We start from the raw sequence: 17,905 nt of genomic DNA, 5'->3' as shown, positions 1-17,905 counted from the left end.
CGACGCTTCCATGCGGTTCGTTAACTCACCGCCGCCTTTGCGTCATCTGCCGTCGATTCTTGTAGATCAGACCTAACTCTGAATATCGATCACCAACTGCCCAAGCTCATTGACCTGCAACTTGTCGCCCGGGTAGACGAGAATCGTCGCACCCATCTCCTCGATCACCGCCGGCCCGATCAAATTATCGCCAGGCTTGAAACCGCTGCGTAGATAAATCGGGCAATCGACGGGCTTGCTCTCAAAGATGACCGCGCGCCGGCCGCGTTCGCCGCGATCTTCCGTGCGCGACGCTGTAGCCAACGGCAATTTGCTTGCGAATTTCCCCAGCGCCGTGAGCCGCAGGTTGACCATCATGACCGGCTCCTTCGGTGCCGAGTGGCCGTAGTGCTCTTGATGCAATTGATCGAAGCGCTCGCGAATGGCGCTGAAATCTGTCAAGCCGCGCAACTCTGCCGCGACTGGCACCGGCAGCGTGTACTCCTGGCCGCGGTAGCGCATGTCCAAAAAGCGGCGCAGCACCATTTGCTCCGGCTTGGCGCCTTCTTCATTCAAAGTTGCCGTGGCAGATTTTTCCAGGCCGGCAAACGCATCGGCGATCTCGTTGCCGGTTGTGTCAGCCAGCTCGCGCACGAAAGTCTGGACGTAGTCGTGCTTCAAATCGGCCATCAGCATGCCGAGCGCCGAAAAGTGCGCTGGCATCGGCGGGATCATCACTCGCGGCACCGATAGTTCGCGCGCAATCGCCATCGCATGCAGCGCACCGCCGCCGCCGCTCGGCACGAGCACACAATCGCGCGGGTCGTAGCCCTTTTCCACCGACACCGCCCGCACGGAAAGCGACATGTTGAAATTGGCAATGGTGAGGATGCCGAGCGCGGCTTCTTCCAAAGATAAATTTAGCGGCTTGCCAACTTTCTCCATGATCGCCTGCGCCGCTTTGTCGCGCTCCAAGCGAATGCCGCTGCCGAGAAAATATTCGGGATCGATTCTGCCGGCGATTAAATTAGCGTCGGTCACGGTCGGCTCGGCACCGCCTTTGCCGTAGCACGCCGGCCCCGGCACCGCCGCCGCGCTCTGCGGGCCGACTTTCAAGCCACCCGCCGGATCGATCCAGGCGATGCTGCCGCCGCCGTTGCCGACCTCGACGATGTCGACCACCGGCAGCATCATCGGATGACCTGTCACGTAGCCGCCAACGTAGTAGCTGCTGGTCACTTCCGGGAGGAAATCTTTGATCAAGCTCGACTTGGCCGTGGTGCCGCCCATGTCAAAGGAAATAATTTGCCGGCAGCCCAATTCTTCGCCGAGCCGCGCCGCCGCGATCACGCCCGCCACCGGCCCCGACTCCATCATCGTCACCGGCATTTTCTTCGCGGTCTCCGCCGACATCACGCCGCCGTTGGACTGCATGACGCGAAAGGTGCCGCGGAAGCCGGAGTCAGCGAGCATTTTTTCAAGGGCCACGAGATAACGGCTCACCAGCGGACCGACGTAAGAATTCAAAACCGTCGTCGATGTCCGCTCATATTCGCGAAACTCGCGGAGGATTTCGTGGGACAACGAGACGTAGGCCTCAGAAAATTTCTCGTGCAGCAATTGTCCGAGGCGCTCTTCATGCGCCGCGTTGGCGTAGGCGTGCAGCAAACAGACGGCAACGCTCTCGACCCCGGCTTTCTTCAAGGCGCCGATCGTCTCAGCGGCAGACTTCTCGTCGAGCGGCGTCAGCACTTCACCGCTGGCGTACATCCGTTCGTCGACTTCGAGCCGCAAGTCGCGCGGCACCAAGGGCACCGGCCGTTTGAAAAATAGATTGTAGCCTTCCGGCCGGTTGCCGCGGCCGATCTCGTAGATATCGCGAAAACCCTTGGTCGTGATCAGCCCGGTGCGCGCGCCCTTGCGCTCCAGCACCGCGTTGATCGTCACGGTCGAGCCGTGCACGAAAAACGTCGCGGCGCCGACGCCGACGTTGGCCAGCTTCAAACAGTCGTCGATGCCGCGCGCTAAGTTATCGGGAGTTGTCAGGGATTTGCTGCGATGGACTTTGCCGCCGTCATCGACCGCAACCAGATCTGTAAATGTACCGCCTATATCAACCGCGATTCTCATGAAGCCTTTCGATTCAAGCACCGATCCGCCGCGCCCCACTCCCCGTCACCTGGAAACTATCGCCGTACAGGACAATCTTGCCTTCGCTCTCGATCGTCACGCGCAGCGCCAGCGTCATGTTCTCATTCAATGTTTGCGCATCGACCGTCGGCGCGCCGACTTCCGCCGCGTCGCTACTATTCAGAAACGGTGCCTCCCACTGATTCAAACCGATGCCATTGGCCAATCCGTAAACCGACGCCGTGGCGTAAAATTCTCCCAATGCTTTGCGCGCGGTCTCATCGATCGCCGCCACAGTTCCATTCGGCTTCAATTGCCCCGCCATCGCCGCAACTATCTCTTGCGCCTTCTGGTAGGCGGCTTGCAGCTTGGCATTGCCAGTTAGAAAAAATGTCCGTCCGGCTTCGGCCCAGTAGCGCTCGTGCTGCACGGATAGGTAAAGCGCCCAGTGCGAGCCGACGCTCGCGGCTTGTTTGAAGCTCGGCGGATTCAAGCGCTGCCCACCCGCAAGGATACGAATATCCTCCGCGCCTTTGTCGCGTGCTAGGCGATCGATGTCGGCGACGATTTCGTATTCCTTGCGTCCCGGTTTGATAAACGCGCTAACACCGGAGCAAATTCCTTGCAGCACGCGGCCCGCCTCGCCCATCGCGTGCAGCTCACGCGCGGTTTTCGCCAGGCGCAGCGGCGCGATCATGTCATCGCACGCCTGCCATTTCACCCCTGGCAAGGCATTTTTCATGTCTTCCAACTGCGGCAGAGGAAATCCCTGGCCAGAGTCGGCGAGGCCAATCGTGCCCTGGTCAACGCCTTTTTCCTTGATCATCTTCGCGCCATCGGTGCCGACCAAATTCGACGCTCGCACGTCCTCCACCCAGGTCAGGGTCTTGGCGAACGGCACGTCGCGGCTGCCGATGTTGAGCAGCATCGAGAGCGCGCCGTCGCGCGGCACGATGGCAATGCCGCCGCGGACTTTCGGGAAGTAGTTCGTTAGATAGCAAAGGTCGGCAAAACAATAGTTGTCGCCGTAGATCACCAGCGCGTCGAGGCCGCGCCGCGCCATTTCCTTGCGCACCGCATCGACGCGCGGCTGAAACTCCGCCTGCGGCAACGCCTGCGCATCCCAAGTGGAGCAGCCGCGCTTTAGCACCGAATGTCGACCAAAGATCATAGTGTCCTCTGTCGTGCAATTCGAATTGTACCCAACCGGCGCAAAATCTGTTTGGTGTCATGCTGAGGTCCGCCGAAGCATCTGCTTCTCGTCACAACGCTGCTCGCCAGCAGCTTCTTCGCTACCGCTTAGAATGACAGATTCCTCTGTCTCCACTCACGTTAATCCTTGATGTGAATATCCCACGACGACCGCATCATCGACTCCGCCTTCTGCTTGCCCATCACCACCGTGTCGCCCAGCGTCAGATAACCGGTCTCGGGCAAATATTGGTTGGGATGAATGATGAACGTCATCCCCTCTTCCAATTTGGTTTTGTTCTCGTCTTCCAAACTACCCGGCGCAAACGAGCCGCAGCCCAGGCCGTGGCCGCGCACGCGCATGAACGGCGGCTTGCAATATTGCTCGTAGCCGTACTCGATAAACGTGTCGTTGATCGCCTTGGCGACGTTGCACGCCGGCGCGCCGGTTTGCGCCGCTTGCATACCCAACCCCATCGCCTTGTGGAGAATCGCGTATTTCTCACGCACCACCGGCTTGGGCTCGCCCAACACGACAGTCCGGCAGATCTGCACGAACAGGCCGCCGATGCACGGCGTGATCTCACCGATGATGATATCGCCCCTTTGCACGGTGCGGTCGGTCGCCGGATGCAGCGCCTGGTTATGCGAATTGGCCACCACCATGCCGAAGTTATCTTCAGCGCCGAGCGAGCGCATTTTGTATTCGACAATCGCCGCCAGCTCGTACTCTTTCAAACCGGGACGGGCGTCGTCGTGCAACGCTTTCACACCAGCGTCCGCGATGGCCGCGGCACGGCGCAATCTTTCCAATTCGAAATCGCCTTTGCAGCGCGCCATGTTTTCGATAATGTCTTTCGCGTTGACCGGAGGCGTCTTGAGCTGTTTGGTGATTTCTTCATGCAGCGCCGCAGAGATCGCCTCGCGGCCAATCAATCCCGCCTTGCCGGCATTCGCCAAACACGGCCAGAAGTCCTTGAAGCGCCGAACATCCTGCACCCAAGATTCTTCCTGCGCCCGCGGCAGATCCCACGCCGGTGAAAGATAAAGCACCGGGGCATCTTCAAGGGGCACAACCAACATCGTCTCTGGCCCGACACTGATGAAGTCGCTCAGATAGGCGACGTAGTTCATGCGCAGAAAGTTGTGGCGACCGGAGTCGTAGACCAGCAACGTTTGCAGACCCTTGTCGCGCATGGCGACGCGGACTTGAGTTAATCGTTTTTGGAATTCTTGCTGTGCGTCCATGATCACTCACCTCCTAAGGCCGCTCAAAAAAATCTCCCCTAGCCCGGCTTTTTCAAAGAGGGGAACAAGAACAATCCTCGGAAATTAGCTTTCCCCCTTTGAAAAAGGCGGATCAAGGGGGATTTTTTCGTAGCCCAAACGTCGATCCCGCTCGACCAATTCAACTGCGCGCTCCCTCGCCGCACCATAGCCGCCGCCGCCCGCGGTGTAAAACGTCACGCTGCCGCCCGCCTGCAGCGGAAAGTTCGGTTTCTTGGTCAACCACACGCCTTCATCGTCCGGGGACTGTTTGACCAACGCCCGTGCCTTCTCACCGCACTCGCCGCCGAACAATCCCCAGGGCGCGGCGCGTTGGCGCTCGACGTTTATATTTGTACTGGCATCACAGAGCACGCGCACACAAACTTCGATGCCCAAGCCGCCGCGAAATTTCCCTGCGCCGCCGCTGCCGTCGCGCAGTTTTTGCCGCTCGATCAACACTGGATAATAAATCTCTTGTATCTCCACCGGCGCATTCTGGACATCGCCCTGGCACATCGAAACAGTGGCGTTCTCACCGTCTTCAAAAGCACGTCCACCCCAGCCGCCGCCCATGATGGTCTGGCAGAGAAAACGCCGGCCGCTTTTCGGATTGATGCCGAAAAACGCGTAGCCGCCCATGTCGCCCTTGTGGCCAGCGGCGACGCGCTCGGGCATCGCCGGCGCCAGCGCTTTGAAAATCAGATCCACCACCGTCGGCAGCGTCCGGCTCCAGTTGCCCACCGGCGATGGCGGCGTGGCGCTGAGAATTTTGCCCTCGGGGATAACGATCTTCAGCGGCCGAAAGCAGCCCTCGTCGATGGGCGAGAACGGACTGACCAGCGACTTGAAGGCGACGCGCGCCGCGGCGACCGCGCCCGACTCACCGGAATTGATCGAGCCCGCCACTTGATCGCTGATCTCGGAGAAATCGATGATCATCTCGCTGCCCGCGACTTCAACTTTGACTTTCAGCGGCACCGGCTTGTCGAGGTTGACGCCATCGCTGTCAAACAATGCTTCGGCGGCATATTTTCCCGGCTTGATCTTGGCGACTTGCTCGCGCGCCAGGGTTTCGGATTGGCGCCAGACTTCGCGCACGCAGTTGAGAAACACTTCGAGGCCATAACGCTGCACCAACTCGCCCAAGCCTCTATCGCCGCTGCGACAGGCAGCGACCTGGGCGCGCAAATCGCCGAGCGAAGATTCGGCGAAGCGCACGTTGTCCTTGATAATTTGAAACAAATCCGGATTGGGCTTGTCGCCGCGATAGAGCTTCAACGAGCGAAACTGCAAACCCTCTTCGTAAACTTCGCGCGTGCCGCTAAAGCCAAAACCGACGGGCCTGCCGCCAATGTCGATCCAGTGCGCGCGCACGGCGAGAAACGCGACCAGCTCGCCTTCATGGAAAAACGGCGTGTAGACGACGACATTGTTCAAATGCTGCCCGCACACGTAGGGATGATTCATGATCAGCACGTCGCCGGGCTTGAAGCCGTCGCGCCCGTGCATGCGCACACCGTCGACAATCGCCGGGCCCAGGTCGGCGAGAAAAATCGGCAGCGCGCCGAAATTCTGCGACAGAATATTACCCTCCGGATCGACGATGCCGACACAATAGTCGCGCACCTCGTAGATCATCATGTTGTAGGCGGTCTTGCGCAGCACCGTCGCCATCTCGTTGGCGATATGGGCGAGGCCGTTGCGCACCACCTCAACAGTGATGGGGTTGATGTGTGCGGGGTTCATTGAAGACATTTCTCGCGCAGAGACGCTGATGACGCAGAGTTCGGAAAAGACTATTTCTCTCTGCGGCCTCTGCGCCTCTGCAATTGCTCGACGGACTTGAACTCCGGCTTGGCGTAGAGCGAGAAGACCATCTTGTTGCCGGAGTTGCCGATGATTTTCAGATCAGCTCCCTGCAGCGCCGCGGCAATCGCGTGTTTCTGTAAAGAACTCTATTCGCGCTACTATTTCAGGAATCCTTAAATCTTCAAGGCCGCCGCTGCAAAGGAGCACGGGTTTTCCAATCGGCGACAAACCCAGCGAACAAGAACGGCCGCGCTTCTCTTGTCGATCGCTTGAACGGTCTGATTCAATTCCTTATGGTAAGAGTATTATTCGCATGGTTTCGGAGGTTTCCATGGCCCAGCGTATTCTCATCGTCGGCGTCGGCCCCATCGGCGGCATCATCGGCGGCCGGCTCGCGCGCGCCGGCAATGACGTCACGTTCGTCGACATCGATAAAGAGCACGTCGAAGCGATCCGCAAAAACGGCTTGCAAGTCGACGTCCCCGACGGGCCGTTCAACGTCAAGATCAACGTGGTTTATCCCAACGAAGTTCAAGGCAAGTTCGACATCGCCGGCGTCGCCGTGCGCTCCAACTACACGCCCGCCGCGTTGGACACAGCCGTGCCGCACCTCGCCGACAACGGACTATTGATGTCGATGCAGAACGGCATCAATCCGCCGCTGCTACAAGAGCGCGTCGGCGCCGACCGCACCGTCGGCATGGCCATCCGCATGGGCTGCCGCAAGCTCGCTCCGGCACACCTCCACACCGAAACCCGCGGGCATCTTTACATCGGCCACCTGCACGGCAAGACGACGCCGGCGCTAGCGGGTCTGAACCAGCTCCTCAACACGGTCATGGAAACCGAAATCTCCGATAACATTCTCGGCGTGTTGTGGAGCAAGCTTACCTACACTTGTTTGGGCTACTACGGCTCGTTGGCCGACGCCTCGCTCGCCACCACCTGCACCAGTGAAAAAGAGCGCCGCGTCATGGCGGACTTCTTCGCAGAGGTGGTTTCCGTGGGTGAAGCCTTGGGCGTGCGCTGGATCAAACTGTCGGAGTACTATCCCGCCGATTTCCATCCGCGCAACTCCGCCGACAAGCGGCTAGCCGCCGTCAACGGCTTCGCCAAGACTTGGAAACCGGCAGACCGCAAAGGGCCGCTGCGTTACGTGCAAAAAAAGATCAAGACCGAAGTCGATTTCACGCTAGCCTATGTCGTCAGTGAGGGCAAAAAGTTGGGCATCGCCACCCCGCTCTGCAGCAAGCTGCTCACGATTTTTCGTGAGCTCGAAGCCGGCACGCGGCGCTTCGGCCAGCAGAACTACGACGAACTCACCGCGTCGGCCTAAGCCGACCTTAAAAGCGACGAATGTTCCAAGGGGGGAAGAGCAGAAATCTGATATGAAAATAGCGATGAAAGTGCTGGCAATATGCGCTCTGTTAACGGTCAGCGCCTGTGGCAAGGATAGCGACCAAGCAGGAGGAGAGAAAAAAGACCGCGACTATGAAAGAGGCAAAGCGGTGTACGTGGCAAACTGCATCGCCTGCCACAACCCCGATCCGGCCAAGGAAGGCTCGATCGGTCCGGCGCTCAGAGGCTCGCCGCCGGAGCTCATCGAATCGCGCGTGCTGCGCATCGAGTATCCGCCCAACTACAAGCCTAAGCGGGCCACCAAAGTGATGCCGACGTTCCCGTTTTTGAAGTCGGAGATCCCCTACCTGGTTGCCTATCTGCGCGAGCAATCAGCGCCGCCGCGATAGAGTCGGTGTAGGGGCGACCGGCCGGTCGCCCCCTACTTCTTTAGAGTAAGGCCAGGCAGAGGAGATACATCACCAGCCAGAGCGCAAAACCGAACTGCAGGGCGCCGGAAACGGAGTCCAACGGCTTCTTGGTTGCGCCCTGGGTACCGAACAAGGCGTTGGCTTCAACCGCGCCGACGATGATCAAAGAGATAATCCAAAACAGCCCCAGCGATGGGTTGGCGCTCATCAAGGATGGGTAGTGCGACGCCGCCGCCATGAAAAACAACATGGACATGGAAAAGACGGTGTTAGTCCGTGAAGTCAGGGCGGCGCGCCGTCCCGCACCCGCGGCGTTGGGCAGCGCTTGCCCACCGCCGGCAACTTGATTGGTCGAGGCCATAACGATTTGCTGATTGGGCCAGATCACCAGCCAAACGTTGAGAAACATGATCGTGCCCATCAGGCTGCCGAGCGTTATCACCACACCATACTGGGAAGAGAAGAAAGCAGCGCTGCCGGTTTGCCCCAACCGCATGAGCCACATGAGCAGACCGGCCAAAAATGTAAACATCGCGCCCCAACGAAACCACCAAAGGGCACGCGGCAAAAGTTTTTGAATCGCACCGACGCGCACGGGCGCTTCGGTCTCCGCAAAAAACGGCGTCTGGACAAAGTTGAAGTAATAAAGGATGCCGATCCACGTGATGCCAGCTAAAAGATGAATCCACCGCAGAAAAAAATGCGCGAGCTCCATGACTCCCCCTCCTTCGGCTTGGTTTTTGCCAAGCCGTCACTAAATTTTAGTTGTTGTGGTTATATTAGGGGGAGCCGATTTTTGTCAAGGAGAAACCGGTAATTTTCCGTGCGCAAGCTATGCCACCCGGTGTCTTCCGGTTAATTCGCAGCTAATTTTCTTCATCTGCTTCAGCACCAACTAGGGCAAACAGCCTGGAAATAATTGGGTTTACGTTAGCTAACGCTTCACCATGGGAGAAGTCAAATTCTTTTGACGAATTCGCGATTGACAAGCAAAAGAGCCTTCCAGTAACGTCGAGCCCATGGAGACCAATTACAATGGCTTTCGCCCCGACGAGATGGAATACCAATACAACCCGCGTGAATCGGTGCCGGAGTATCCGGAGCTCGCCAAGGTGCGCGCGGCGCAAGCCAAAAAAGTTCGCGAGAGCGCGAAGTCTTGGTTGAACGTCGCCTACGGCAGCTCGGAGCGCGAAAAGCTCGACATCTACACCGCCGACCGCCCCAACGGCACCGTGCTGGTCTACATCCACGGCGGCTACTGGCGCAGCGGCAGCAAGGACGATAACGCCAACTTCGTGCCGACTTTTACGCGGCGCGGCGCGACGGTGGTGATGGTGGAATACGATCTCTGTCCCAAGGTGACCGTGACGGACATCGTTCGGCAAACCCGCAGCGCCATCGCCTGGGTTTACAAAAACATCCGCAGCTACAACGCCAATCCGGAAAAGCTCTTCGTCTCCGGCCATTCCGCCGGCGGGCACTTAACCGCGCTCGCGTTGGCGCACGACTGGAGCCAACAAGGCATGCCGCCAGACTGTATCAAAGGCGCCGTGCCAACCTCCGGCGTCTTCGACCTCGACATGGTGATGCAGATCAGCGTGCAGGAGCAAGTGCGCATGACACCCGAATGCGCCAAAGCCAACAGCCCGTTTCTCAACCCGCCTAAAGTAAAATGCCCGCTGGTCGTCGCCGTCGGCGGCGCCGAACCGAAGGGCTGGCAGCGAATGTCAGAAGATTATTTCAACTACTGCAAGCAACAGGGAATGAACGTTGACTATCTCGTCGTGCCCGGCGCAAATCACTACACCATGTCCGAGCACTTGCTCGACGAGAAAAGTCCGCTGACGCAGGCGATGATCAAGCAGATGGGGCTGTGACCTCCCAGAGATGCCGATAGAAACATCCACGGATTCTATTCCCTTCCCCCGTCTCGAGGGAAGGCCAGGATGGGGGCGTAAGTCCAATGCCAGCGCGTTGCCTCCACCTCAATCCTGCCCCGAAACGGGGAGAAAACCGAAATCGCGGCTGGTTAGGATTTCAAACTGCGGCAATCCGAACCTTTGCTAAGCAAGATACACCAACATCAGGAGACGCGTTATGCCTACCGTAAATCTACCCACCGGTGCCAACGTCTACTACGAAACCCACGGCCAGGGTGAGCCGATCGTGCTCGTGCCGTCGACGGCGTTTTCCTGCGAAGTCTGGAAGCCATCGCAGATGCCACTGAGGCAGTCCGCGCAGCTTGTGCTGCACGACCCGCGCGGCTGCGGACGGACGAGCGAGACGCAGAAGGTTTACACCATCAATCAGATGGCCAACGACATCGTCGCCCTGCTCGACCATTTGAAAATCTCTTCGGCGCATCTGGTCGGCCACTCGATGGGCGGGCGCATCGCCTTGGAGATGGCGCTCAATTTTCCTGGGCGGGTAAAGAGCCTAATCATGGCGGCCAGCGGCTCGGGCCAAGCAGCGCGCCCTGGTGCCGACTGCATTCCCGGCTTGCCCCATTGGCTAGTGATTCGCTTGGTCGAAAAAGGTTTCGAGAAAGCGCTGCGCGAAGAGTTTTGCGACACCGACGCCTTTTTCACCGAGGACTATCGCAAGAAATATCCGGAGAAAGTCGAAGCTTTTTTTCAGCTCGCATTCGCGACCCACGCCAAGCTGCCGGAGTTTATTCACCTGATCATTGCGCGGCATAACTGGGAAGCCACCCACCGGCTGGGCGATGTGAAATGCCCGACTCTTGTATTGATCGGCGACCACGACTCGGGACGCAGCAATCATCTCGCCCAGGCCGAGGCGCTGAAGAACCGCATTCCCAAAGCCGAACTGCAAATACTCAAAGGCCAATCGCACGGTTTTTTCTGGCAGGTGCCGGAGGAAACTAACAACGCGATTCTTAGCTGGGTCCGGAAAGTAGCCAGCGTAAGGGGTGAAGGTAAGGCGTAAGGGGTATTCGGAGTTTCCGCTTTCCGGTTTCCGCTTTTATCCGAACGCCTTACCCCTAACCCTTTAACCTTTACGAGCATCCAAGACCCCATGCCAATCGCCCATCTCGCCACCGGCACTAACCTGTATTACGAAACCCTCGGCAGCGGCGCGCCGCTGCTGCTGTTTCCATCCACGGCATTTTCCGCTGAAGTGTGGAAGCCCTACCAAGTCCCAGCACTGTCGCAATCGCTGCAGCTCATTCTGCATGACCCGCGCGGCTGCCCGCGCACGAGGACGGCTCAACAGGTTTACACAATCCAACAAATGGCCAACGACGCGGTCGCGTTGCTCGATCATTTGCAAATCCCATCGGCTCATTTACTCGGCCACTCCATGGGCGGCCGCGTCGCGCTGGAGATGACTTTGAATTTTCCTGGTCGGGTAAAGAGCTTGATCATGGCCGCCAGTGGCTCAGGCCTGGTGCCGCGCCCAGGTCCGGACTGCGTGCCCGGTTTGCCGCACTGGCTAGTGCTTGGTCTGGTCGAGAAGGGCTTCGAGCAATTTCTCCGCGACGAGTATTGCGACTCAGATGTGTTTTTCACCAAAGAGTTTCGCGACAGCCACCCAACTGAAATAGACGAATTCTACAAACTCGCCCGCGCCACCCACGCGAACCTCTCCGAATACATCCAGCTGAGCATCGCGCGCCACAACTGGGAAGCGACGCACCGGTTAGGCGACGTGCGCGTGCCTACCTTGGTTTTAATCGGCAACAACGACAAAGCCCGCAGCAATCACGTGCTGCAGGCCGAGGCGTTGAAGAACCGAATCCCCGGTGCAGAGCTGAAAATACTCGAAGGCCAATCCCACGGTTTTTTCTGGCAAGCGCCGGAGGAAACCAACGCGGTGATTCTCGATTGGATCGAAAGACGTGAGGCGTGAAGGGTAAGGGGTGAAGGGGTAAGGCGTGTTCGACGTTTGCGCTTTCCGCCTTTCCGGTTTCCGCATTCGTCCGAAACGCCTTGCCCTTCACCCCTTACCCCTCACGAGCATCTAAGGAGCCCCAATGCCCTACTGCTATCCGCCCGATCCCAACACACGCAAGCCGCACTTCACGCCGCCGGCGAATTCGTGCGACACCCATTTCCACGTTTTCGGGCCGCCGGAAGTTTTTCCATTTGTTTCAACTCACGAGTATACGCCGCCGGCGGCGCCGCTGGAGCACTATCAAAAAATGCTCGCGGTCATCGGCGTCGAACGCGCCGTGGTCGTGCAGCCGAGCGTGCACGGCTTGGACAACTCGGCGACGCTGGATGCGATTAAAAATTCGCGAGGCAGATTTCGCGGTGTCGGACGCATCGATGACCAAACGCCGAAAGACGAACTGCGCCGGTTGAACGACGCCGGCATCCGCGGCGTGCGTTTTAATCTGCTCGACCGGCCGCGCGGCAACGTCAAGCTGGGCGTGCTCGATCGCTGCATTGACAACATCGTCGACCTCAAGTGGTCGCTCGATCTGCACATCGACATGAAAAACTTGACGGAGCAGGAAAAGCGCATTCGCAATTGCCCCGTGCCGGTGATCATCGATCACATCGCGCGGGTCAAACCTGCCGAGGGTTTGCGGCAAGCGGGCTTTCAGCTCCTGCTCGACTTAATGAAGGTGAAACATGTCTGGACCAAGGTCAGCGGCGCGGACAAGATTTGCGAAACCATGGTGCATTCCTATCATGGTCTGCCGTTTGTCGAAGTGATCCCCTATGCGCAGGCGGTGATCGCCGCGGCGCCGGACAGAGTGATCTGGGGCACCGACTGGCCGCACTCGAACAATTTCTTGCCAGGACATACGCCCAACGACGGCGACCTGGTCGACTTGCTCGCGCTGTTTGCTCCTGAAGAGTCGGTTCGCAAGAAAATCCTGGTCGACAATCCAGCGACTTTGTATGGGTTCGCATGAGGACCTGCTTCGTGGCATGATCCTCGGCGAAAAGGTTGAAAGCGGAATGAATGATGAAACTCCACTCGCATAACCGGCTCGTTTCCGCTTTCCGCTTTCATCATTCATCCTTCTGCGTCGTCGCACTCATCTTCATGTTATCGGCACACGCTGGGGTGGTGCAGGGCGCTGGCGCCGCGGATCGCATCCGCATCGCCGTGTCGAACCCCAACATGCCCAACCTCACTTCGCACATGGCGCAGCGGCGCGGCTTTCTCCGAGAAGAAAATCTTGACGCGGAAATTATCCGCATGAATCCCAACGTCGCCATCACCGCGTTGGCGACCGGCGATGTCGATTACTGCCAGCTTTTTGGCGCGGTGGTCGGCGGCGCCATCGCCGGTTTGCCGATTCGCATCGTCGCGGGTTTTCTCGACAACTGGCCGGTGACGCTGATCGCTCAGCCGGAATTGAAAACGATCAAAGACCTTAAAGGCAAGACTCTCGGCGTCAGCACCTATGGTGCCACGCCCGACACCGCAGCGCGCATGATGATTCGCCAGTCGGGCCTCGACCCTGAAAAAGATATCAAAGTGCTGGCCCTGGGTTCCGATGCGGCGCGGCTGACTGCGCTCAAGCAGCGCGTCGTCGACGTCGTGGTGATGTCGCCGCCGGCGGACACGCAGATGGAGAAGCAAGGTTACCGCGTGCTCGCGCGCGCTTACGAGCTTTTCAGCTTTCCTTACCTCGGCATGGGCTCGCACCTGCGCAAGATCAAAGAAAAACCGGACGAAATTCGCCGCGTGCTCAAAGCAACCATCCGCGCCAATCGCTTCATTCGCGACAACCGCGACGAGTCCGCGCGAACCCTGATGGCCTGGGGTAAGGTCGAAAGCGATTTCGCCTACGCGTCCTACGACGCGATCAGAAATCTGTTCAACGCCGACGGTGCCGTACCGGAAGACGGTCTGAGGTTGGTTATCGAACAGGCAAGAAAAAGCGCCAAGGTCGCGCGCGAGGTGGCGCCGAATGAAGTCGCCGAGCTGAAATTTCTGCGCGAAGCACAGACAGAGCTGGGGATAAAAGGAAGATGACGTAAGTATAATCAGGGATCGCCCTCGTTTCGGGCGAGGCGGGGGAAATGACTCGGTATAGCCCGGAATGCGGCGCTGCGCTTTGAACCTGTGCAACGATTCGAACGGCTTGCCTTCGATGGACTCAGGCCCTGAGCTTGCCGAAGGGAACGGAGCGCAGCAGTTGAACGGTTCGAACATCCGCTGGAGTTAAAAATGATCATCGATTGGCACGCCCACGTCTATCCACCCGAACTAGCGCGCGAGCGCCGCTGGGGCGGCGCTGCGCCGCTGACCATCGAAAATCTGCTCGAAGCCCATGAAAAAGTCGGCATCGAGCGCTGCGTGGTCAGCAACACGATTCACTACCTCAGAGACAAAACCGCCGGCGAATCCCTCGCCTTCATCCGCCGCTGGAACGAATACGGCGCCGAGATTCAGCAAACATACAAAGAACGCGTGATCGTCTTCACCAGCAGCCTGCCCTGCGGCGGCGCGCCGTTCTTGAAGGAGCTGGAGCGCGGCATTCGCGAGTACAAGCTCAACGGCGTGCTGATCAACTCCAGCCATCAAGGCGCTTACCCTGACGATGACGAGGCCCAAGGATTTTTCGAGATGGTCGAAAGCCTCGGCGTGCCGATGATGATGCACGCGCCATCGGTGGGCTTCGGTGAAGAGCGCATGCGCGATTATCGCCTGGCCTCCAGCGTCGGCCGGCCGTTTGACGAATGTCTGGCGATTTCCAGGATGATTGTGCGCGGCGTCTTCGAGCGCCACAAGAGATTGAAATTTGTCGGCTGTCACCTGGGCGGCGGCATCTGCGAAGTCATTGGCCGAATGGATTACGCGTACGAGCTGGGCGATAAAGCCTCGGGCCTGGGTTCCTATGAACCGATGCTGATCACCAAAAAACCCAGCGACTACCTGCGCGAGATTCACATGGACACCGTCTGCTACCACCCGCCGGCGCTCACCTGCGCCTACCAGACGGTCGGCGCGAAGAAATTGCTCTTCGGCAGCGACGCGCCGCCGCTCTTGCCACTGCTGCCGCGGGCAAAGCAGATCCTTGAAGAGTTTCCATTGACCGACGACGAGCGAGCGGATATCTTCAGCCGCAACGCGCTGAGACTGCTCGATCGCGCATAACGTTCACCGACCACGGAAAGAACCGAACGGCTAAACCGAGCGAAAACCTTTGAACTTTGAACCTTGAACCTTGAATGAATATACTGGAGGACCGATGGCCGGACTATCCTACGACGACTTGATCGAACCGACGATCGTCAAACAAGTATCGAAGAGCGTGGCCTACTGTCGCTGCACCAAGAGTAAAAATTTGCCGTTCTGCGATGGCTCGCATGAAGGAACAAATATCGAGCCGGCAATCTTGGAGCTAAAACAGCCCGAGACCATCGCCATCTGCCGCTGCTGGCGCTCAAAATTTCATCCTTACTGCGACGGCACCCATGGCCGATTGGTCAAACCCAAAGAGCGGCCGCCGCGCAATCACGGCTAAGCTAGAGGCGAGCAGCCATTCGCCCGAATTCCAAGACGATTTGAACGGCTTGAACAATTTTTTAGGAGGTTATTTATGGTTGAGATGAAAAACCCGATCAAAGAAGCCGACGCCCATCCGGAGATCAATCATCTTCAGCTGTGGCGCACCGATTTGGCCTACTACTGGGCAATCAACTGCGAGCCAAACCAGCAAGACGACATGCACTACCATGACAACGACGACCATATCTTCATGGTCCTCGAAGGCCGCTGCGTCGTGCGCACGCCACTAAAGGAATTTGACTTAAAGCAGTTCGACACCGTGCTGCTCAAATCCGGCGAGCCGTATCAGCTGTGCAACCCCGGCCCGGGTAGAATGTTACTGCTTGGCGCGGGCAACAGCCACGTCGATGGTAAGCCGCGCACGCGGGTGCCGAAGATCCCGAGCCATACGCCGATGAAGCAGCCCGTTGTCGCCTAGCGGCGACGGTTCAAAGATTTAAGGTTCAAAAGTTCAACGTTAGAGGCTCGGTTCGATAAACCGCAGCGGGTCTGACGTTGAACTTTGAACCTTGAACGGCCCGGTTCCAGCCCGCAGCCCGACGCGCTCGGTTCACAATCCGCAGCGCTATGCCAGCCAGCGCGCAAACCACGCTGCACACCGCAAAAGTCCAAGCGATGCCAATCATCGGAACGGACGATCCCATCAACAATCCGAATTTGCGCTATAAAAATAGTCGGAGGAACCCAGTCATGTCGCAAATGCCCATCGTCGATCTCCTCGCCGAAGGCCAAAAGCTCGCCGCCACCGGCATGCGCGTCAGCGTCCTCTGGCAGCACGACGATACGCTGGCCTTCGTCGCCCGCGGCAGAGAATACCGCAGCGAGTTTCACGTCAACCCGAGCGACGAGACCATGTTGATGATCAAAGGCGAAATGCGCCTGCACACGCGCACACCGGAAGGTCGTGAAGAAGTTTCGGTGATTCCGGAAGGCGCAATCATTTACACGCCGGCGGGCACACCCCACTCACCCCGCTTCGCACCCGACGCTTTCGCGCTGATCTCGGAAAGAAAACGCCGCCCCGGCGAGATCGACAAATTTCACTGGTATTGCCCCAAATGCGACGCGCTGCTGCACGAAGAACAATTCGTGGTCGACGACTATGCCAAAGACCCGGTGTCCAAAGCCTACGTGAAATTTTTCGGAAGTTTGGCGTTCAGAACCTGCAAACACTGCGGCGAAGTGATGGCGCCGCCGCAGGCGCTGTAACAAGGCCCGCCGGTCGCCCCTACCCCCGGCATTCCTTAGCCCTTGGCAGCGCTGAAAGCCATGAAACGTGGGCCACGCTTTCAGCGCCGCATTTCGGCGATGAAATCCCTTAACCCCGCCTCTACATCGAATTTTGGCTCGTAGCCCAACTCGCTTCGCGCGCGAGAAATATCCAGAGCCGGGCGCGGCCGTGATGGCTGCTCGCGGGTGAAGCGCACGTCGCCGAGGATTTTTTGCAGACTGCGCTGAATATCGTCAATCGTCGGCGCAGCTCCGGTGCCGAGATTGTAGGCGTGATGCGTTAATGTTTTCGCATGTGTAATCAAGCGCAGTCCCTGTGCGATGTCTTTGGCATAAACGAAGTCGTTGGCGTCGGCGATGCCCGGCCCCATTGGCGCAGGCTTGCCAGCCAGCGCCGCCTGCAGCATGGTGTACATATCCATGCCAACGTTGCCGCCCCCGGTGTAGGGGCCGTAGCCGTAGACTGAGGCGAAGCGCGGCAAAGCCAGCTCGAACTTATACGTCGCTGCATAAGCGGTCAGCACTTCCTCGCAAGCGGCTTTACCGCCTTGGTAAACGCGCCCGCCGCCATCGCGCGGCGCTTCTTCATGAATCGGTACTGGCGGGTTGCGCAAGTCATAAACCGCCTGGCTGCTGGCGTGGATCAACCGGCGCACACCGGTGAGCCGAACAGCTTCCGCAGCATTCAGCGTGCCGATCAAATTGACCTGGAAACCAAAGTACGGCGTGCGATTACCCTGCAAACCCGCGCTATGAAAAACCACTTCCGGTTTCGTCGTTTGCATCGCTTCCACCAGCGCCGGTAGCTCGCGAATATCGCCGCGGATGATCGGCAGCTCGCGCCCAAGGACTTTGCGCAGATATTCCAAATTGGGTTGGAGATCGAAGAAGGTCACTTCGTCGCCAAGCTCGATTAATTCCTTGGCTGTGTAAGTACCGATTAAGCCGCAGCCGGTGATTAAGATTCGCATGGGTGTTCCCTCCTGAGATTTCGGAGGCGACCAGCCGGTCGCCCCCACGGCGAACGG

Annotated in this window: 17 protein-coding genes; 11 read left to right on the top strand and 6 right to left on the bottom strand. The window is 58.5% G+C overall.

Annotation, left to right across the window (positions count from 1 at the left end; translation table 11 throughout):
- Positions 1-72: 72 nt before the first annotated feature.
- From FJ145_20755 to FJ145_20740, 4 genes are all read right to left on the bottom strand, one after another.
- Positions 73-2,109, bottom strand: coding sequence for a hydantoinase/oxoprolinase family protein (locus FJ145_20755; protein ID MBM4263838.1), 2,037 nt, complete (start codon positions 2,107-2,109; stop codon positions 73-75).
- A 13-nt stretch (positions 2,110-2,122) separates the two neighbouring features.
- Positions 2,123-3,280 carry an aminopeptidase P family protein gene (locus FJ145_20750; protein MBM4263837.1) on the bottom strand — a complete coding sequence of 386 codons (1,158 nt, stop codon included), beginning with the start codon at positions 3,278-3,280 and terminating at the stop codon, positions 2,123-2,125.
- Positions 3,281-3,441: 161 nt separating this feature from the next.
- Positions 3,442-4,548 carry an aminopeptidase P family protein gene (locus FJ145_20745; protein MBM4263836.1) on the bottom strand — a complete coding sequence of 369 codons (1,107 nt, stop codon included), beginning with the start codon at positions 4,546-4,548 and terminating at the stop codon, positions 3,442-3,444.
- A gap of 84 nt (positions 4,549-4,632) precedes the next feature.
- Entirely contained in the window at positions 4,633-6,324 is a 1,692-nt protein-coding gene (locus FJ145_20740) for a hydantoinase B/oxoprolinase family protein (GenBank protein ID MBM4263835.1), read from the bottom strand.
- A 367-nt stretch (positions 6,325-6,691) separates the two neighbouring features.
- On the opposite strand from FJ145_20740, the gene FJ145_20735 reads away from it, so the two are divergent.
- Both FJ145_20735 and FJ145_20730 read left to right on the top strand, forming a co-directional pair.
- Positions 6,692-7,714, top strand: a complete 1,023-nt coding sequence (locus tag FJ145_20735) for a ketopantoate reductase family protein (GenBank protein MBM4263834.1) — start codon at positions 6,692-6,694, stop codon at positions 7,712-7,714.
- Positions 7,578-8,126 (top strand): cytochrome c, encoded by a 549-nt coding sequence (locus tag FJ145_20730; GenBank protein ID MBM4263833.1) that lies wholly within the window; start codon positions 7,578-7,580, stop codon positions 8,124-8,126. Before FJ145_20735 ends, FJ145_20730 begins: the two co-directional genes overlap by 137 nt.
- 40 nt (positions 8,127-8,166) lie before the next feature.
- Here the strand turns inward: FJ145_20730 and FJ145_20725 are convergent, their stop codons facing one another.
- Positions 8,167-8,862 carry an antitermination protein NusG gene (locus FJ145_20725; GenBank protein MBM4263832.1) on the bottom strand — a complete coding sequence of 232 codons (696 nt, stop codon included), beginning with the start codon at positions 8,860-8,862 and terminating at the stop codon, positions 8,167-8,169.
- Positions 8,863-9,166: 304 nt separating this feature from the next.
- On the opposite strand from FJ145_20725, the gene FJ145_20720 reads away from it, so the two are divergent.
- The 9 genes from FJ145_20720 (at position 9,167) to FJ145_20680 (ending at position 16,856) form a co-directional block, all read left to right on the top strand.
- Complete coding sequence (locus tag FJ145_20720; protein MBM4263831.1) at positions 9,167-10,024, top strand: alpha/beta hydrolase; 858 nt, start codon at positions 9,167-9,169, stop codon at positions 10,022-10,024.
- Between the two features lie 220 nt (positions 10,025-10,244).
- Positions 10,245-11,096 carry an alpha/beta hydrolase gene (locus FJ145_20715; GenBank protein MBM4263830.1) on the top strand — a complete coding sequence of 284 codons (852 nt, stop codon included), beginning with the start codon at positions 10,245-10,247 and terminating at the stop codon, positions 11,094-11,096.
- Positions 11,097-11,186: 90 nt separating this feature from the next.
- Entirely contained in the window at positions 11,187-12,020 is an 834-nt protein-coding gene (locus tag FJ145_20710; protein ID MBM4263829.1) for an alpha/beta hydrolase, read from the top strand.
- A 124-nt stretch (positions 12,021-12,144) separates the two neighbouring features.
- Positions 12,145-13,035: a 2-pyrone-4,6-dicarboxylate hydrolase gene (locus FJ145_20705; GenBank protein ID MBM4263828.1), complete on the top strand. Its 891-nt coding sequence runs from the start codon at positions 12,145-12,147 to the stop codon at positions 13,033-13,035.
- Positions 13,036-13,085: 50 nt separating this feature from the next.
- Positions 13,086-14,108, top strand: coding sequence for an ABC transporter substrate-binding protein (locus FJ145_20700; GenBank protein MBM4263827.1), 1,023 nt, complete (start codon positions 13,086-13,088; stop codon positions 14,106-14,108).
- A gap of 195 nt (positions 14,109-14,303) precedes the next feature.
- Positions 14,304-15,233 (top strand): amidohydrolase, encoded by a 930-nt coding sequence (locus FJ145_20695; protein MBM4263826.1) that lies wholly within the window; start codon positions 14,304-14,306, stop codon positions 15,231-15,233.
- Between the two features lie 94 nt (positions 15,234-15,327).
- Positions 15,328-15,603 (top strand): CDGSH iron-sulfur domain-containing protein, encoded by a 276-nt coding sequence (locus FJ145_20690; protein ID MBM4263825.1) that lies wholly within the window; start codon positions 15,328-15,330, stop codon positions 15,601-15,603.
- A gap of 75 nt (positions 15,604-15,678) precedes the next feature.
- Positions 15,679-16,065, top strand: a complete 387-nt coding sequence (locus FJ145_20685; GenBank protein MBM4263824.1) for a cupin domain-containing protein — start codon at positions 15,679-15,681, stop codon at positions 16,063-16,065.
- 272 nt (positions 16,066-16,337) lie between these two features.
- Complete coding sequence (locus tag FJ145_20680) at positions 16,338-16,856, top strand: 3-hydroxybutyryl-CoA dehydratase (GenBank protein ID MBM4263823.1); 519 nt, start codon at positions 16,338-16,340, stop codon at positions 16,854-16,856.
- 80 nt (positions 16,857-16,936) lie between these two features.
- On the opposite strand, the gene FJ145_20675 is transcribed toward FJ145_20680, so the two are convergent.
- Complete coding sequence (locus tag FJ145_20675; protein MBM4263822.1) at positions 16,937-17,848, bottom strand: NAD(P)-dependent oxidoreductase; 912 nt, start codon at positions 17,846-17,848, stop codon at positions 16,937-16,939.
- Positions 17,849-17,905 lie beyond the last annotated feature (57 nt).

Source organism: Deltaproteobacteria bacterium (assembly GCA_016874755.1).
Lineage (GTDB): Bacteria > Desulfobacterota > Binatia > UBA9968 > UBA9968 > DP-20.
This window is presented reverse-complemented; position numbering and strand designations above follow the sequence as displayed.

What these genes read in the sequence shown, in the direction of transcription:
- FJ145_20755 (MBM4263838.1), bottom strand. Translation starts at nt 2,109, where the DNA reads ATGAGAATCGCGGTTGATATAGGCGGTACATTTACAGATCTGGTTGCG.
- FJ145_20750 (MBM4263837.1), bottom strand. Translation starts at nt 3,280, where the DNA reads ATGATCTTTGGTCGACATTCGGTGCTAAAGCGCGGCTGCTCCACTTGG.
- FJ145_20745 (MBM4263836.1), bottom strand. Translation starts at nt 4,548, where the DNA reads ATGGACGCACAGCAAGAATTCCAAAAACGATTAACTCAAGTCCGCGTC.
- FJ145_20740 (MBM4263835.1), bottom strand. Translation starts at nt 6,324, where the DNA reads ATGTCTTCAATGAACCCCGCACACATCAACCCCATCACTGTTGAGGTG.
- FJ145_20735 (MBM4263834.1), top strand. Translation starts at nt 6,692, where the DNA reads ATGGTTTCGGAGGTTTCCATGGCCCAGCGTATTCTCATCGTCGGCGTC.
- FJ145_20730 (MBM4263833.1), top strand. Translation starts at nt 7,578, where the DNA reads ATGTCGTCAGTGAGGGCAAAAAGTTGGGCATCGCCACCCCGCTCTGCA.
- FJ145_20725 (MBM4263832.1), bottom strand. Translation starts at nt 8,862, where the DNA reads ATGGAGCTCGCGCATTTTTTTCTGCGGTGGATTCATCTTTTAGCTGGC.
- FJ145_20720 (MBM4263831.1), top strand. Translation starts at nt 9,167, where the DNA reads ATGGAGACCAATTACAATGGCTTTCGCCCCGACGAGATGGAATACCAA.
- FJ145_20715 (MBM4263830.1), top strand. Translation starts at nt 10,245, where the DNA reads ATGCCTACCGTAAATCTACCCACCGGTGCCAACGTCTACTACGAAACC.
- FJ145_20710 (MBM4263829.1), top strand. Translation starts at nt 11,187, where the DNA reads ATGCCAATCGCCCATCTCGCCACCGGCACTAACCTGTATTACGAAACC.
- FJ145_20705 (MBM4263828.1), top strand. Translation starts at nt 12,145, where the DNA reads ATGCCCTACTGCTATCCGCCCGATCCCAACACACGCAAGCCGCACTTC.
- FJ145_20700 (MBM4263827.1), top strand. Translation starts at nt 13,086, where the DNA reads ATGATGAAACTCCACTCGCATAACCGGCTCGTTTCCGCTTTCCGCTTT.
- FJ145_20695 (MBM4263826.1), top strand. Translation starts at nt 14,304, where the DNA reads ATGATCATCGATTGGCACGCCCACGTCTATCCACCCGAACTAGCGCGC.
- FJ145_20690 (MBM4263825.1), top strand. Translation starts at nt 15,328, where the DNA reads ATGGCCGGACTATCCTACGACGACTTGATCGAACCGACGATCGTCAAA.
- FJ145_20685 (MBM4263824.1), top strand. Translation starts at nt 15,679, where the DNA reads ATGGTTGAGATGAAAAACCCGATCAAAGAAGCCGACGCCCATCCGGAG.
- FJ145_20680 (MBM4263823.1), top strand. Translation starts at nt 16,338, where the DNA reads ATGTCGCAAATGCCCATCGTCGATCTCCTCGCCGAAGGCCAAAAGCTC.
- FJ145_20675 (MBM4263822.1), bottom strand. Translation starts at nt 17,848, where the DNA reads ATGCGAATCTTAATCACCGGCTGCGGCTTAATCGGTACTTACACAGCC.